Annotated in this window: 9 protein-coding genes; 7 read left to right on the top strand and 2 right to left on the bottom strand. The window is 72.0% G+C overall.

Translation table 11 applies throughout. The features are described from left to right. Window positions 1-511 precede the first annotated feature (511 nt). Window positions 512-6,124 carry an RHS repeat-associated core domain-containing protein gene (locus tag ATM99_RS05515; RefSeq protein ID WP_062101920.1) on the bottom strand — a complete coding sequence of 1,871 codons (5,613 nt, stop codon included), beginning with the start codon at window positions 6,122-6,124 and terminating at the stop codon, window positions 512-514. Window positions 6,125-6,392: 268 nt separating this feature from the next. Here ATM99_RS05515 and ATM99_RS05510 point away from each other — a divergent pair, with 268 nt between their 5' ends. Further along, complete coding sequence (locus ATM99_RS05510; RefSeq protein ID WP_062101919.1) at window positions 6,393-7,001, top strand: TetR/AcrR family transcriptional regulator; 609 nt, start codon at window positions 6,393-6,395, stop codon at window positions 6,999-7,001. 130 nt (window positions 7,002-7,131) lie between these two features. On the opposite strand, the gene ATM99_RS05505 is transcribed toward ATM99_RS05510, so the two are convergent. Further along, window positions 7,132-8,733, bottom strand: a complete 1,602-nt coding sequence (locus ATM99_RS05505; protein ID WP_062101918.1) for a methyl-accepting chemotaxis protein — start codon at window positions 8,731-8,733, stop codon at window positions 7,132-7,134. A 323-nt stretch (window positions 8,734-9,056) separates the two neighbouring features. Between ATM99_RS05505 and ATM99_RS05500 the strand changes: the two genes are divergently transcribed. From ATM99_RS05500 to ATM99_RS05475, 6 genes are all read left to right on the top strand, one after another. Then, window positions 9,057-10,211 (top strand): LacI family DNA-binding transcriptional regulator, encoded by a 1,155-nt coding sequence (locus tag ATM99_RS05500; RefSeq protein ID WP_062101917.1) that lies wholly within the window; start codon window positions 9,057-9,059, stop codon window positions 10,209-10,211. Between the two features lie 119 nt (window positions 10,212-10,330). Beyond that, a complete protein-coding gene (locus tag ATM99_RS05495) occupies window positions 10,331-11,983 on the top strand; it encodes an ABC transporter substrate-binding protein (protein ID WP_062101916.1) in 1,653 nt (550 codons plus the stop codon). 76 nt (window positions 11,984-12,059) lie between these two features. Continuing rightward, window positions 12,060-13,040: an ABC transporter permease gene (locus tag ATM99_RS05490; protein WP_062101915.1), complete on the top strand. Its 981-nt coding sequence runs from the start codon at window positions 12,060-12,062 to the stop codon at window positions 13,038-13,040. Window positions 13,041-13,045: 5 nt separating this feature from the next. Further along, window positions 13,046-13,999, top strand: coding sequence for an ABC transporter permease (locus ATM99_RS05485; RefSeq protein ID WP_062101934.1), 954 nt, complete (start codon window positions 13,046-13,048; stop codon window positions 13,997-13,999). Next, window positions 13,996-15,660 carry an ABC transporter ATP-binding protein gene (locus ATM99_RS05480; RefSeq protein WP_062101914.1) on the top strand — a complete coding sequence of 555 codons (1,665 nt, stop codon included), beginning with the start codon at window positions 13,996-13,998 and terminating at the stop codon, window positions 15,658-15,660. Before ATM99_RS05485 ends, ATM99_RS05480 begins: the two co-directional genes overlap by 4 nt. Next, window positions 15,657-16,580, top strand: a complete 924-nt coding sequence (locus ATM99_RS05475) for an alpha/beta fold hydrolase (protein WP_062101913.1) — start codon at window positions 15,657-15,659, stop codon at window positions 16,578-16,580. Before ATM99_RS05480 ends, ATM99_RS05475 begins: the two co-directional genes overlap by 4 nt. The last annotated feature ends 7 nt before the right edge of the window (window positions 16,581-16,587 follow it).

The following is a 16,587-nucleotide window of genomic DNA, read 5'->3' as shown; positions in this document are numbered from 1 at the left end:
GAGAGGTCGGGCCGGTGGACAGGTCAATCACCTGGGTGCCGCGCACGACCGTGACGGCCCACCGGCACCCCGACCGACCCGGCGCACAACGTCCTCTGGTCGGCACGCGGACGAGGCGCTGAGCGATCACGCGCATGCCCTGCACGATATTCGCAGGTAGGACTCGTTGTGCGTGCGCGAGAGCCCGTCGTGCCAGCGAGAGCAACTACGCGTCAGACAAATTCACCTCGCCCGACAAGTCTGTTTCCTTCAAACAGTTCGATCGGGCGATCTTTGTCTATTTCTTCCGCGAGGTCGTCCCAGAGCAACTCGATAAGCACGTCATAAGACACGCCCGGATCAAAGCATGTTTGAGCGACCAGCGACGCATGCACCCGACACGATGTCAGTTCTCCGCCTACGCGCAACAAGGAGGTCACTCCGCTCCGCGTCTCGATACTTCGACCCCCCTCCTCAGGAGGCAAGAAGGTCACCCTCGCAGCAAATACCGCGCCCACCGAACACACCCTTCTCACACGACCTGCCTGATGCCTCGAAGTGCGGCGTGGAACATGTCACTCTGCACTCCTGGTTGGACACTGTAGACCCCGTTTCTGAAGATCCCGGTATCGATAGTGTTGCTGAAATCGAGGTGCTTTAGAACTGTTTTCCTGACCGTCGCCTGCACGATCGCCACCACGTCAGGAACGCGGTCAGCAAATGCTAATGACTCGTCGAGCGTTGTTGCAAACTGCTTGGCCTGCATCCCCATCGGGCTTGGCGCGAATCGGCCAGACCGAATTATCGACTCAAGCTCCTCGACCCCGACCGCTCGATACAAATCCACCGTGGGTCGGATCTGAGCGCCGATGCGGCTCACCACAGCGGCGGTGCCGCCCCGTAGTGCAGATCCAGCCCGCCCTGCCCAGTTGGCGACTGCTGGAGCCCGCTGGGCGATCCAGCCCCCAGCCCTTATGGCGCCAGAGCCTGCAAACCCGATGGGAACGAGTGAGGCGACGCCGCCGCCCACTCCACCCCAGGTGTAGAACGTTGAGCAGTAGTTGACGACGTCGTCGACACCCAACTTCTCGCGCACCCACTTGGTGCCGCCGAACGTGAGCGTGTCGCCAAAAGCGGCGCTCCAGTCGCCGGCGTCCTGGAGCCAGTCGAGGCCGAGAGGATCGGCAAACTGCAGCGGGTTGCCGTCGGTGTACCCGTACGGGTTCCCGGTGGTGGCTTCGAGGGGGTCGCGGGTGAGGAACTGCGCCGACTGGGGGTCGTAGTACCGCGCCCGCAGGTACAGGTACCCGGTGGGGTCGGTGTACTCGCCCGCGTAGCCGAACCTCGTGACCTGGGCAGTCGGCTCGGAGGTGGGTGCCTCGGGCCGGCCGTAGGGGTCGTAGTCGGCGTCGGAGGTCACCACGCCAGTCGCGTCGGTGGTGCTGCGGACCGAGCCGAGGGTGTCGGTGTGCAGGTAGTCGACGTCGCCGTCGGCCAGGTCGACCTGCGCCAGGGGGACGCTGCCGTTGCCGTACACGTACGCGAACGTCGCGTCGGCGAGCAGCAGCGGGACGCCGGCGAGGGTGTCCCACGTGTAGTGCTCGGTGGCCGTGGCCGTGGCCGTGGTCGCGGTGGCCCGCAGGCCACCGGGTCCGTAGGTGTACGACGTCGCCGTGCCGTCCGCCGCGGTGACCGACGTGAGGCGGTTGGCTTGGTCGTAGACGTGCTCGACGTTCGTCGCGTCGTCACCGGAGCCTGTCGTGGCGGCGAGGCGGTTGCCGCGGGCGTCGTAGGAGTACGTCGTGGTCGACGGGTCCCCGCCCGGGGTCGTCGCCGACGCGGTCAGCGACTGGAGCTGGCGCGCCGCGTCGTAGCTGAGCGTGCGACCGTCGGCCAGGGTCGTGACCGACCCGGCGGCGTCGAACGCGAACACCCCGGCGCCGTGGCCCTCGACCTCGGCGATCCGCGCCAGGCCGTCCCACGTGTACGTGCTGCTCGTGCTGGCCGACGCGGGCGGCGCGCGCGACTGCGTCGAGCGTGTGGTGGCCTGGTCGGCCAGCAGGCCCGCGTCGGTGTACCCGTAGGCGAGCTCGAGCAGGTCGATGCCGTTCGCGGACGTCGTCATCGCGACGGCCTGCCCGGCGGCGTCCAGGTCGACGTCCGTCGTCACGCCGTTCGGGTAGGCGACCTCGGTGGTGAGACCGTCGGCGTCATAGCCGTACGTGAACACCCGGTCCGCCCAGTCGGTGACCGTCGTCAGCTGCCCCGCCGCGTCGTACGCGCGACGCACCTGCTCGCCGCTCGGGTAGGTGAGGTCGGTGAGCCGTCCGACTGCGTCCCACGCGTAGCCGACCTCGGTCGAGCCCTGGGCGACCCGCGTGACGCGACCGACGGCGTCGTAGGCGTACGTCGTCGTCCCGCTGCCGTCCGTGACCGCCGTGGGCCGGCCGGCGAGGTCGTAGACGGTGGACTCGTCGGTTGTGCCGTCGGAGTAGTCGGTCGCGGTGCGACGCCCCGCGGCGTCGTGGTCGTACGTGGTCACCGCGCCGTCGGGCTGCGTGAGCGACGTCAGCAGGCCCGCCGCGTCGTAGGCGAAGGTCGTCGTGCGTCCCGCGGTGTCGGTGGCCGACGCGCGTCGGCCGGCCGCGTCGTACGTGTACGTCGTTCGCTCCCCCGCCGCGTCCACCGTCGCCGTCACCCTGCCCGCGGGGTCGTACTCCCACAGCAGCGCGCTGCCGTCGGCCCGCAGCACCTTCACCGGGCGCCCGACGCGGTCGTACGTCGTGGTGACCTTCCGGCCGTCCGCGTCGGTGACCGTGGCCGGCCGGCCCGCGAGGTCGTACGTCGTCGTCGTGACCTTGCCCCTCGGGTCGGTGACCGTGAGGAGTTGGTCGGCGTCGTCGTAGGTGTACGTCGTCCGGGCGCCCGACGGGCTCACCGTTGCGACGACCCGGTCACCCGCGTCGTACTCGGTGCGCGTGACCCGGCCCAGCGGGTCGGTCACCGCCGTCGCACGGCCCAGCACGTCGTAGGTGGTCTCGGTGACCGCGCCCGACGCGTCGGTCACCGACGTGACACGTCCCGCGCCGTCGTACGTGAACGTCGTGCGGGCCCCCGCAGCGTCGACCACGGCCGTGACCTGCCCGGCCGCGTCGTACTCCGTGGTCGTCGTCGCACCCGTCGCGTCCGTGACGCTCGTGGGACGGCCCGCCGCGTCGTACGCCGAGGCCACCACCGCTCCCAACGGGTCGGTCGACGTGAGTCGGCGCCCGGCCACGTCGTACGTGAACGTCGACGTGAACTCGCCCGCGGTGGAGCCCGGAACGGCACCGCGGGGGTCCGTCGACGCCTCCATACGGCCCAGCGCGTCCCGCACCGTCGTCACCACGGCCCCGTCGGGCCCCGTCAGCGACGCGACGAACCCGTGCGCGTCGTACGCGTACGTGGTCACGCCGCCCGTCGGGTCCGTCGCCGTGGCGACCGTGCCGTCCGGGTTGACCGTGAACGTCGTCACCGCGCCCGTCGGGTCCGTCATCGACAGCGGGTTGCCACGCTCGTCGTACGTGAACGTCGTCGCCTCACCGGCGGCGTTCGTCACGACGAGCGGGTTGTTGAACGCGTCGTACGTCGTGGTGGACGTGCGGCCCAACGGGTCGGTCACGGACGTCCGGTTGCCGTTCTCGTCGTACGTGAAGGTCGTGGTCCGACCCAGCGCGTCGGTCACCCCCACGGGGCGACCGGACGAGTACGTCGTGGTGGACGTCGCCTCCAGCTCGGAGCCGAGGCCCTCGGTGCGGTCCACGACCGCACCCTGGACGTACGTGACGCGGCGCCGAGCGCCGTCAGGGTACGTCGTCGTCGTCGAGCCCTCACCCTGGTCGCCGGTGTACGCGAAGGCGTGGACGCGGTCGAGCTGGTCGCGCTGCTCGACCACGCGCCCCGACTCGTCGTAGGTGTTCACGACGTCGTCGCCGACGGCGTCGGTCATGCGCGTCACCCGGTGGGCGTCGTCATACCTGTAACCCCGGGTGCTCCCGTCGACCGTGGTCACCTCGACCAGGTCGCCGCGGGCGTCGTACTCGTAGGCCACGGTCCGGCCGGTGTGGTCGGCCAACCCCGTGATGCGCCCGCCGGACCAGGTCACGTCGATCGACCGGCCGCGGTCGTCGGTCAACGCCGTCACACGACCCGCCGTCGTCGTGACCGTCACGGTGTTGCCGTTCCGGTCCGCGACGGTCTGCAGGTCCCCCTCCGCCGAGAACTCGAACCGGGTCCCGTCGTGGCGCTCGAAGCGGAACCGACCGTCGTCGAGCTCGGTCAACCTCGCGGTGATCCGCGCCGGGGCGACCAGCTGGTCGTCGAACCGCGTGTACGGGACAGCGCTGCCGTTCTCCTGCACCACGACGACCTGCGACGCCTCCGCCAGGGTGTCACCCGTCGCCTCCGGCGACACCTCCAGCCGGATGCCCCAGTTCCACGACCACCCGAACCCCAACGGCCCGTCCGCCGAGGCCACCGTCGAGCCGTACGACCGCACCACCCGCAGGGCACCCGCGACCCCCAGGTCGTCCACCGAGTCCCAGTACTCACCGGTCACGACGTTCACCGGGTCCGCGTCGCAGTCCTGCTGGCACCCGCCGGACGGGTTCACGCCGCCCGACGTCTCGCCGCGTCTCCCGCCGCCCGGGAGCGGCATGCTGAACATCGGGCCGTCTGAGGAGGTGAACAACGGGCGGTCCGACATCGCCTGCACGTCGTCCCAGGGCCCGCCGGGTCCGGCCACTGTCGCGACGTAGAGATGGCCGCTGGCGATCGAGAGGGTGTGATAGCACCAACCGGGCCAGTTCTGAGGCGGGCCGTCCGACGTCTCACTGCACGTCTTGACGACTCTGCCAGCGGTGAGGTCCACCAGATACAGGCGATAGTGCCCGCCGGTCAGCCCGTAGTCCTGGTTCGAATAGACACCGGTGGGAATCATCGCTCCGCTCGGGGGACCGACCTGGTATGGCCCAGCGATATGCCAACGCTGGCGAGCAACGGTGAGGCCGGTCGTGCTCACCGCCCTTCGCTGTTCGGGATCGGACGGGTGGGCGAGGAAGGCCCGGTAGCGTCGCTCTCCCGTGTAGTACGAGACCTCGACCGAGCACGGACTAGTGGAGCACTTCCTTACGGTCTCTCCCGTGTACAGGTCCTGGATGTAGATCGCGTAGTAGGGGCCGACGACATCCGGGCTGACAGCCACCTGCGCGGTCAGGGTCGCCGTGTCACCGGCTGCGAAGAACGGATCAGCCACGAGATAGATTCCCAGGTAGCGGTCGTACCAGCCGCTGTAATCGACCTGTGCGACGACCAGGCGCTCACCCGATTCCGTGACGATCCGAGCAGCCATGCGGTGCTGCGGCCCCTCGTAGGCAGGTGGGGCACCAGAACATGGCTCGCCCAGGCCACAGGCGATACGCCAGCCCCCGTCGCCATCCAGATCCACGATCTCCAGCAGCAGACCGTCGCCGGACGCCCCAGAAGTCGCCTCAGCTGTGGCGATGAACAAGTGGTCCGAGTTGTAGTCCGAGTACTCACTCGCCTCGTAGCCCGCACCCGGGACGAACTGCCGACCGATCGTCACCGTCCACCCGTTCTCGGTGTTCGTGGACACGTCGGTCACCGGCCCGGCCGGCTCGTCCGACGACGCACGCCGCACGGTCGCCCCCGCCGCCGCCGACACCGCGCCGTCGAGAGCAGGCGGCGTGCGAGTGCCTCCGTCGTCGGCTCCGGAAACCATCACCGCCTCCGAGAACTCCGTCCCCCGACGCGCCTGGTACACCGCCACCTCGCCGGCGACCGCCGGCCGGTCGACCTCGGCGCTGCACGGCCCCGTGGCCGCGCAGGACGCCACGACCGCGCCGGTGTCGGCCACGATGAGCGTCGCGAGACCGTCCTGCGCACCGCCACCGGTCGCGTCGGCGGTCAGCCGGACGCGCCCGTCCACCTCGACCTGGTCGAGCGACAGACCTCCCGCCTCGACCTGTTCGACCGACACGTCGCTCGCCGCCGACGCCGGCGTCGCCACCACGACGGAGAGCCCACCGAACGCGAGCGCGACGACGAGCGCACGCGCCCATCCGCCGCGAAACCACGAACCGATCACGTCAGCGCCCCCTGCACGTCCCGATGCACGACGGCGACCACGGCACATGCGCGAGCCCCCGTCACGCGCGCCCCTCGTCGGGCGGCACTCGCACCGTAGGTCGCGGCACCGAGCCACCGTGGGCGAACGCGGGGAATCCACCTGATCGGCCCAGGGCGCCGACAGGGGTGGAACCACCTCCCCGATCGCACGTGGAGCGCTCCCGGCGGAGCATAGGCTCTGGGCTTCTGACGCCCGCGCTCCGCAGGGGTGGGGAGGGACTGAGGTGGTGGGCCAGCACCAGCCGCACCGCACCATGGCCGAGCGGCGCGAGCAGCTGCTGGACGCCACGGTCGCGGTGGTCCGCGAGGGAGGTCTCTCCGCCGTGACGACCCGCACGGTGACGGCGCGCGCGGGCGTGCGGCCGAGCGCGCTCTACTACTACTTCGCCGATCGCGACGAGCTGATCAGCGCGCTCATCGAGCGGGAGCTGTCGATCACGCTGTGCCACGTGTGGCAGACCGTCGAGCACGCGGCGGGGGTCCGGGAGGGTGTCGAGTCGGCGCTGCTGGCGTACCTGGAGCACGTGCAGCGCGACGAGTCGTACCAGCTCGTCGTCGCGGAGCTGACCGTGACGGCGCTGCGCCGAGCGGGTCCCGACGGTGTGCCGGGCACGTACGCGCGGCTGCTGGAGTCGGCGGCCGACCTGGTGCGGCGGTGGTCGGCCGAGCGGGGCTCGACGTGGGCGGTGCCGGTCGACGTGGTCGCGCGGGCCCTGGTGTCGCAGGGCTCGGCGGTCGTCTCGTCGTGGCTGTACACGCGCGACGACGCGGGGGTCCGCGCCGAGATCCGGGCGATGGCGCTCGCGATGAGCAGCCTGGAGACCCGCGCCGCCTGACCCCGGGCCCGTCTCCGCGTCCGTCTCCGGGCCCGCCTCCGGGTCCGGAGACGGACGCGGCAGGGTGACGACGGCGCGAGGGCGCCCCGCGGGGGGGGATAGGTGCAGACGCCCTCGCACCGTCGTCGGCTCAGTAGGTGAACCGTGCGGTCCGTGACCGCAGGTCCGCCGCGATGCGGGCCAGCTCGGCGACGGCGGTCGCGACCTGGTCCATCGCCTCGTTGGTCGACGACGCCTGCGTGGCGACGCCCGTGATGGTGCCGGCGATGTCGCCCGACCCGGTGGCCGCCTCGGCGACGGAGCGGGACATCTCCGCGGTCGTGGCGGTCTGCTCCTCGACGGCCGAGGCGATCGTCAGCTGGTAGTCGTTGATGGCCGACACGATGCGGGAGATGTCGCCGATCGCGTCGACGGCCCCGGCGGTGTCGCCCTGGATGGCCTCGACGCGGCGCGCGATGTCCTCGGTGGCCTTCGCGGTCTCCTGCGCGAGCTCCTTGACCTCACCGGCGACGACCGCGAACCCCTTGCCGGCCTCACCGGCGCGCGCGGCCTCGATCGTCGCGTTCAACGCCAGCAGGTTCGTCTGCTCGGCGATGCCGGTGATCATCTTCACGACGTTGCCGATCTCCTGACTCGACTCGCCCAGGCGGCTGACCTGCTCGTTCGTCGTCTTCGCGGCCTCGGTGGCCTGCCCGGCGACCCGCGCGGCCTCGGACGCGTTCTGGGAGATCTCGCGGATCGACGCGCCCATCTCCTCGGCGCCGGCGGCCACGGACTGCACGGACCGCGACACCTGCTCGGCCGCGGCCGCGACGGACCCGGCGCGCTCCCCCGTCTCGCGGGAGGACGCCGCGACCTGCGTCGACGACGCCGAGAGCTGCTCGGTCGCCGCGGCGACGGTCTGCGCACCCTCGACGACCCCCGCGAGCGTCTGGCGCAGCGCACGCTGCGACGCCGTCAGCGCCGTGGTCATGCGGCCCAGCTCGTCGTCGTCCCAGACGGTCGCCTCGACCGTGAGGTCACCCGCGGCCATCGCGACGACGGCGTCCTGCACGCCGCGCACCGAGCGCAGGACGCGTCGCACGACGACGACCGCGATCACGGTGACCAGCAGCAGCGCGACGACGACGACACCCCAGAGCGCCAGGACCGACGTCCGCACCATCTCGACGTTCCGCGCGGTGCTCTCGACCGCGCCGGTGTTGAGCTCCTCGACGGCGGCGGCGATCTCGGTGTCGGCGTCGGTGCCCTCCTGCGCGAGGTCCTGGTTGGCGAAGACCCGGGCGCGGGGGTCGTCGGCCTCGACCATGTCGAGGTAGCGATCCGTCAAGGCCATGTAGGGGTCGGTGGCGGCGGTGAGCCGCTGACCGAGCTCGGGGTTGTCGCCCGTGATGTCGGCCTCGACCGAGGCGACCGTCTGCCGTTCCGCGGCGATCGTCGCGAGCGTCGCGGCCCGTTCGTCGGCGGTGTTGCTCTGGAGCCGGACGTTGCCGAGCCGCACGGCCGTGAACGCGCGCTGCAGGTTCGACACGTCCCGCAGCGGGTCGATCGACTCGGACTCGAGCTCGCTCTGGGCGGCGGCGAGCGCACCCATCCGGCTCGTGGCGACCCCGGCCACGGCGACCGCCACGAGGGCGAGCAGCGCGAGGCACGTGCCGATCTTGAGGCCGAGCGGGCGGTCGACGAACCAGCTCCACGCGGTCTTCTTCTTCGTGGCGAGCAGGTCGGACATCGGGTCTCCTCGGTCGGCGGCGGTCTTCCCTCACCATCGGGCGACGAGGTCGTGATTTGAGCGTTCGCTCAAAATTCGAGACGTGACGACGCCCACGGACGCGTCGTCGCAGGTCAGCGCCCCACACCATCCCGTGTGCATCCCGGCGCACCCGCCGACGACGACGCACCCGACGGCCGGTCGTGGCACCCTGACGCTTGCGCGCGGCACGAGCGGCGGGCGAGGACGAGCTCGCCCGCGGGCGGCGTGCACCCCGCCGCCGCCCGCGCGGGCCGGCGGACCGACGCCCACCGACGCACGTGCGCCGGGGCGAGGGAGGACCAGTGGCGAAGACCCCCACGGTGTACGACGTGGCCAAGCACGTCGGCATGTCGACCGCGACGGTGTCGCGCGTGCTGCGACGCCCGGACGACGTGCGTCCCGAGACCCGCGCGCTCGTGCACGCCGCGATCCAGGAGCTCGGCTACGTGCCCTCGGGCGCGGCCCGCGGGCTCGCGGCGCGGCAGACCGGCGTGCTGGGCCTGTGCTTCCCGGACGTCGACGGCATCGACGACCCGGCGGCCCTGCCCGCTCCGGTCGCGGCGGGTCAGGCCGTGGAGGTCGTCGTCGACGCCGGCGAGGCGCCGGACGTGCACCCGGGGAACCTGTACATGGGTGAGGTGATGCGCGGCGCCGAGCTCGAGGCCTGGCGCACGGGCCTGGCGGTGATGATCGGGGTCGCCCGCGGCCCGGGGTCGGCGGCGCTCGTGTCAGACCTGGCGGGCCGGGTCGACGGCCTCGCGGTGCTCTCGGCGACCGTCCCGGACGACGTGCTCGTCCACATCGCCCGTCGCATCCCGGTCGTGGTCATGGCGGGCCCCGGCATCGCGGGCGACCCGCACGACCACATCAGCGTCGACAACGCGGCGGGCATGCGGGCGCTGACGACGCACCTCGTGGTCGACCACGGGCTGCGCGACCTCGCGTTCGTCGGGGGGTCGCCGGACTCCCCGGACGACGCCGAGCGGTTCCTCGGCTACCGCACGGCGCTGGCCGACGCGGGCCTGGCGGTGCCGGACGCGCCCGCCGTCCGGGGTGACTTCACGCGGACCACCGCGCGCGGGCTGGCGCGCACGATGCTGGCCGCGGGCGACCTGCCGCGCGCGCTCGTGTGCTCGAACGACCAGACGGCGCTCGGCTTCCTGGACGAGCTCGGGGCCGCGGGTGTGGACGTGCCGGGGCGGGTCGCGCTGACCGGGTTCGACGGCATCGACGCGGGCCGCGCGGCGACGCCTCCGCTGACGACGGTGCGGCAGCCGATGGTCGAGCTGGGCCGCGCCGCGGTCGAGCGGCTGCGCCGGAGGATGGCCGACCCGGGCCTGCCGCCGGCGACCATCAACCTGCCGGTCAGGGTGCTGCTGCGGCGCTCGTGCGGGTGCGCTTCCACGGCGGCCGCGCCCGCCGGCCGCGCCGCAGGTGGGGCGGGACGCACGGCCTGAGGCCGACGTCGGGCGGTTCCTCGTGGTGTTGCCCTGTCCGATGTAAGCGCATACAGTCGATCGCGCGCACCCCCGGCGCACGGCCCACCGGCCGTCCTCGACGTGGAGGAGAACGACTCATGACCCGCTCGCGCTGGACCCTGGCCGCCACGGCCGTGGCGACCGCGGCCGTGCTGGTGACCGCGGGCTGTGCCGCCCCGGTCCAGACCTCGGGCGGCGGCACCGCCGCCGACGGCACCACCTCGATGCTCATCGGCGCCGACAACGGCTCGCCGACCTTCGAGCGGAACTTCAACCCGTACTCGTCGAACAAGCGCAACACCGCGGGCTACATCTACGAGCCGCTCGTGATCGTCAACGAGATGTCGGGCGACGAGACGCCCTGGCTCGCCGAGTCCTACGAGCAGCCCGACGCGAGCACCGTGGTCTTCCACCTGCGCGACGGCGTCACCTGGTCCGACGGCAAGCCCTTCACCGCCGACGACGTCGTCTTCTCGTTCGACCTGCTGCTGCAGCACCCGCAGCTCGACCTGCGCGGCGTCGGCGAGCACATCGCCTCGGTCGAGGCGAGCGGGTCCGACGTGATCGTGCACCTGTCCAGCGAGGACGTGCCCGGCGCCGTCATCATCGCCCAGACCATGATCGTGCCCGAGCACCTGTGGGCCGACGTCGACGACCCCGTGACGTTCACCAACGAGGACCCGGTCGGCACCGGCCCCTACACGCTCGGCGACTTCACGCCCAACCAGTACACGCTCGTGAAGAACGAGTCCTACTGGCAGGCCGACAAGGTCGCCGCCGACCGGCTCGTGCAGCCCGCCGCGAACTCCGAGCTCGACATCGTCAACAAGGGCTACGACTGGGCGTACGCGTTCATGAGCGACGTCGAGGACACCTGGGTCAAGGCCGACCCCGAGCACAACACCTACTGGTACCCGGCCGGTGCGACCATCGCGCTCATCCCCAACATGACGAAGGCGCCGTACGACGACCTCGACTTCCGCAAGGGCATCGCGGCCGCGCTCGACAAGCAGGCCATCGCCGACAAGGCCGAGCAGGGCTACGTCGACCAGGCCAGCCAGAGCGGCCTCATGCTCCCCGCGCAGGAGAAGCTGCTGAACCCGGACCTGCCGAACCAGGGCATCGTCGAGCAGGACACCGACGCGGCGCTCGAGCACTTCGCCGCCGCGGGCTACACGCAGTCCGGCGGGAAGATGGTCGACGCGAACGGCCAGCAGCTGACGATCCGGATCACGACCCCCAACGGCTGGTCGGACTGGCTGCAGGGCGTCCAGCAGGTCAAGACCCAGCTCGGCGCGCTCGGCATCGAGGTCGAGGTCGTGCAGCCGCAGCCGGCGGCCTACCAGCGCGAGATGCGCTCGGGCGAGTTCGACATGGTCATGGGCACCGTCGGCGGCACCGGCCAGCCGTTCCAGGACTTCGGCGGCATGATGGGCGCCAGCTTCTACCAGGACATCGGCACCACCGCCTCGGGCAACTTCGGGCGCTTCCGGTCCCCCGAGGCGGACGCGCTGCTCGACGAGCTCAAGGTCACCGTCGACGACGCGCGGCAGGCCGAGATCGCGCAGGAGCTGCAGACGATCGCGTACGACCAGCTGCCGATGATCTCGCTGTTCTACGGCGGGTCGTGGGGCCTGTTCTCCACCAAGTCGTTCACCGGCTGGCCCAGCGCCGACGACCCGTACGCGTCCCCCAAGACGTGGGACCAGACGCCGCTGCTCATCCTCACGAGCCTCGAGCCGGCCTCCTGACGGAGGTGCCCGGGCGCGGCCACGACGCGCCCGGGCACCCCGCTCGACCCACCCGACCCGACACGAGGAGGCTCCGGTGCGCTACGCCCTGCGCAAGCTCGGTCTGCTCCTGCTGACGCTGTGGGCGGCGGTGACGCTGAACTTCGTGCTGCCGCGGCTCATGCCCGGCTCGCCCGCCGACGCCGCCATCGCCCGGCTGTCCCAGAACGGCCCCGTCTCCCCCGCCGTGCAGCGCGCCATCGAGGTGCAGCTCGGCCTGCCCGACGGCAACCTGTGGGACCAGTACGTCAGCTACCTGCACAACGTCGTGACCCTCGACTTCGGGGTCTCCTACACGTTCTTCCCGCAGCAGGTGTCCGAGCTGGTCGCGGCCGCGCTGCCCTGGACGCTCGTGATGGTCGGGCTCGTGACGGTCGTCGCGTTCGTGATCGGCACGCTCATCGGCGTCGGCGCGGCCTGGCGGCGCGGCACCTGGATGGACTCGGTGCCGACCATGACCGGCAGCTTCCTGTCCGCGTTCCCCTACTTCTGGACAGCGCTGCTCATCCTGTTCTTCGCCGGCTACGTCGCCGGCTGGTTCCCGACGTCGGGCGCCTACTCGGCCACCGCCGTCCCCACGTTCTCCGCCGAGTTCGTCGGCGACGCGCTGTACCACGCGGCGCTGCCCGCGCTCACGATCCTGCTGACGTCCCTCGGCGGCTGGATCCTCGGCATGCGCAACACGATGATCACGACCCTCGGCGAGGACTACGTGACGTTCGCCGAGGCCAACGGCCTGCGCGGCCGCACCGTGGCGCTGCGCTACGCCGCCCGCAACGCGATCCTGCCGAACCTCACGGGCTTCGGCATGGCCCTCGGCGGCGTGGTCGGCGGGTCCCTGCTCGTCGAGCAGGTCTTCAACTACCCGGGCGTCGGGTACCTGCTGTTCAACGCCGTGACCAACCAGGACTTCCCCCTGATGCAGGCGCTCTTCCTCATGATCACGGTCAGCGTGCTCGTGGCGAACTTCCTGGTCGAGATCCTCTACGGCGTCCTCGACCCCCGGACGAGGCGGTGAGCGACATGACCGATCCGACAGCCGTGACCGCGGCGGGCACCGAGCCGCAGGTGGTCCCCGGGCCGCCGCGCCGCACGAGCCGCACCCGCACCGGGCGCTTCTTCCAGGTCGTGGGCCGCGGGTTCGCGACCGTGTGGGCCAACCCCAAGGCGCGCGTCGGGCTCGTCATGCTGGGCGCGTTCGTCCTCATGGCCGTCTTCGCGCCCGTGCTCGCGCCCTACGGCCCGCACGACGACTCGTTCGGCCGCAACGAGGCCGGGTCCGCCGCGCACTGGCTCGGCACCACCGGCAACGGCGAGGACGTGCTCTCGCAGGTGATCTACGGCGCGCGGATCTCGCTGCTCGTCGGCTTCGTCGCCGGCGGTCTGTCGACGCTCGTCGCGGTCGTCATCGGCCTGTCGTGGGGCTACCTGCGCGGCTGGGGCGACGACGTCGTCAACTTCCTGGTCAACCTGTTCCTCGTGATGCCGGGCCTGCCGCTCATGATCATCATCGCGGCGTACCTGCAGAACGGCGGGCTGCCGATGATCATCCTGGTCGTCGTGCTCACCGGGTGGGCGTGGGGCGCACGCGTGCTGCGCTCGCAGACCCGGTCGCTGCGCTCGCGCGACTTCGTCACCGCGGCCGTGTTCTCGGGCGAGCGCCCGGCGCGCGTCGTGTTCCGGGAGATCCTGCCGAACATGACGTCGATGATCGCGGCGTCGTTCTTCGGCGCGGCGACCGCCGCGATCCTCGCGGAGTCCGGCCTGTCGTTCCTGGGCCTGGGCGACATGTCGACCGTGAGCTGGGGCTCGATGATCTTCTGGGCCCAGAACTCGATGGCGATCCTCACCGGCCAGTGGGTGCTGCTGTTCGCGCCCGGCCTGTGCATCGCGCTGCTCGCCACCTCCATGACCCTCGTGAACTTCGGCGTGGACGGCCTGTCCAACCCGCGCCTGCGGGAAGGGACCGGCCGATGAGCCTGCTGCAGATCGAGGACCTCACGGTCGTCTACGAGCCGCGCGGCGCGCAGCCCACGACCGCCGTCGACCGCGTCAGCCTCAGCCTCGAGCAGGGCGAGTTCGTCGGCCTGGTCGGCGAGTCCGGCTCGGGCAAGTCGACGCTCGGCTTCGCGATCACGCGGCTCGCCAAGGCGCCCGCGCGCATCGCGTCGGGGCGGATCGTGTTCGACGGCACCGACATCGCCGGCATGGGCGCCGAGGACCTGCGCGCGCAGCGCCGCGGCGGGTTCGCGATGGTGCTGCAGTCCGGCATGAACGCGCTCAACCCCGTGCGGTCCGTCGGCCACCACTTCGCCGACGTGTTCGCGGCCCACGGCCACGTGCCGGCGCCGCAGCGGCGTGCGCGCGCGGTCGAGCTGCTCGACAAGGTGCAGCTGCCCGCGACCGTCCTGGACCGGTACCCCGGCGAGCTGTCGGGCGGCATGCGGCAGCGCGTGTCCATCGCGCTGGCCCTGTCGCTCGAGCCGCGGCTCATGGTGTTCGACGAGCCGACCACCGCGCTCGACGTGCTCGTGCAGCACGCCGTCATGGACACGATCCGCGAGCTGCAGAAGGCCGAGGGGTTCACCGCGGTGCTCATCTCGCACGACCTCGGCGTCGTGCTGGAGTCCGCCGAGCGCGTCGCGGTCATGCACGACGGCCGCGTCGTCGAGGACGCCCCCGCGCGCGAGCTGTACCGCCACCCGCGGCACGAGTACACGCGCATGCTGCTGTCGCACTACGCGGACCCGCGCGCCGAGGTCGTCGAGCTGCCGGGCCTGAGCTCGCGCACGGTCGACGCAGCGGGCGGCACCGCGGCGGGGTCCGACGCCGGCGCCGCGCGCGACGCGGTGGTCGTCGAGCACGTGTCCAAGGTGTACCCGGCGCCGCGGCGCGGCGAGCGGCCCGTCACGGCCGTCGACGACGTGTCGTTCACGCTCGAGCCGGGCGGCGCGCTCGCGCTCGTCGGCCAGTCCGGGTCCGGCAAGTCGACCATCGCCAAGATGCTCACGGGCGTCGAGCGACCCACGAGCGGCACCGTGCGGTTCGGCGACCAGCGGGTCGACCGGATGCGCCGCCGCCAGCTGCGCCGCCTGCACGCCGACGTCCAGATGGTGTTCCAGGACCCGTACTCGGCGCTCAACCCGCTGAGCACGGTCGAGTACACGCTCACCCGGCCGGTCGAGAACTTCACCGACCTGCGCGGCGAGGCCGCGCGGGCCCGCGTGCTCGAGCTGCTGGAGACCGTCGGGCTGACCCCGGTCGAGCAGTTCGCCGCCAAGCTGCCGCACCAGCTGTCCGGCGGGCAGCGTCAGCGCGTCGTCATCGCGCGCGCCCTGGCCTCGGACCCGCAGGTGCTGGTGGCCGACGAGCCCGTGTCGATGCTCGACGTGTCGCTGCGCGCGGGCGTGCTCGCGCTGCTGCAGGAGCTGCGCCGCGAGACGGGCGTGTCGCTGCTCTACATCACGCACGACCTGCTCTCGGCGCGCGTCATCGCCGACCAGATCATGGTGCTGCACCACGGCAAGGTCGTGGAGCGCGGCGAGACCGTGCGCGTGCTGCGGTTCCCCGAGGCGGACTACACGACCCGCCTGCTGGCCGCCGTGCCGCAGCCCGCCCGGCGTTTCGAGGCGTCGTGACGGCCCCCGAGCACGTCGGCCCGGACGTCGCGCCCGGCACCGGCGTCGTCACGCCCGGGCGGCCGTTCGGCGCTCTGGCGCTCCCCGCAGGCGTCGAGCCGCTGCGGCTGCGGCTGTCCGAGGTCGAGCTGACCGCGCTGCGTGCACGTCCCGCGGGCGAGGTCCGCGCCACCGCGCTGCTGGTGCCCGGGTTCACGGGCTCCAAGGAGGACCACCGCGTGCTGCTGCCGCTGCTCGCGGCGCACGGCGTCGACGCGTGGGCCATCTCGCAGCGCGGGCAGGCCGACTCCGGCGCGCTCCCCCGCACCGCCGACCACGCGCTCGACCGCCTGGTCGAGGACGTGCACGAGGTCGCGGCGCTGCTCGGGGCCCCGGTGCACCTGCTCGGCCACTCGTTCGGCGGGACCGTCGCGGCCGCCGCCGCCGTGCACCACCCGGGCGCGTTCCGGTCGCTCACGCTGCTGTGCTCGGGCCCGCACGGCTGGCCGGGCCGCAAGGCGGACCTGCGCGCGCGGCTGCTCGCCGCGGGCGGCGCCGCCGACCTGTGGACCCTCGACAACCCCGACCTCGCCTGGCGCCTCGCGCAGGGCGAGCCGGTCGAGCTCGACCCCGAGGCCGCGTTCCACCGCGAGCGCTCACGGGCCACGAGCACCGCGCAGCTCGTCGCGGCGATCGACATCCTCGCCGACCCCGCCGACGTCACCCCCGCGCTGGCCGCCACCGGGCTGCCGGTGCTGGTCGCGCACGGCGAGCACGACGACGTCGCCTGGCCGCAGGCGTGGCAACGCCGCACCGCCGAGCAGGTGGGCGGGCGCTACGCGGTGCTGCCCGGCGCGGCGCACTCGCCGAACCTCGAGACCCCCGAGGCCACGGCCGACCTGCTGGTCGGCTTCTGGTCCTCCTGCCCTGCAACCGAGTGAAGGACAG

It is taken from the genome of Cellulomonas sp. B6 (assembly GCF_001462455.1).
Classification (GTDB): Bacteria; Actinomycetota; Actinomycetes; order Actinomycetales; family Cellulomonadaceae; genus Cellulomonas.
This window is presented reverse-complemented; position numbering and strand designations above follow the sequence as displayed.

What these genes read in the sequence shown, in the direction of transcription:
- ATM99_RS05480 (WP_062101914.1), top strand. Translation starts at nt 13,996, where the DNA reads ATGAGCCTGCTGCAGATCGAGGACCTCACGGTCGTCTACGAGCCGCGC.
- ATM99_RS05505 (WP_062101918.1), bottom strand. Translation starts at nt 8,733, where the DNA reads ATGTCCGACCTGCTCGCCACGAAGAAGAAGACCGCGTGGAGCTGGTTC.
- ATM99_RS05485 (WP_062101934.1), top strand. Translation starts at nt 13,046, where the DNA reads ATGACCGATCCGACAGCCGTGACCGCGGCGGGCACCGAGCCGCAGGTG.
- ATM99_RS05495 (WP_062101916.1), top strand. Translation starts at nt 10,331, where the DNA reads ATGACCCGCTCGCGCTGGACCCTGGCCGCCACGGCCGTGGCGACCGCG.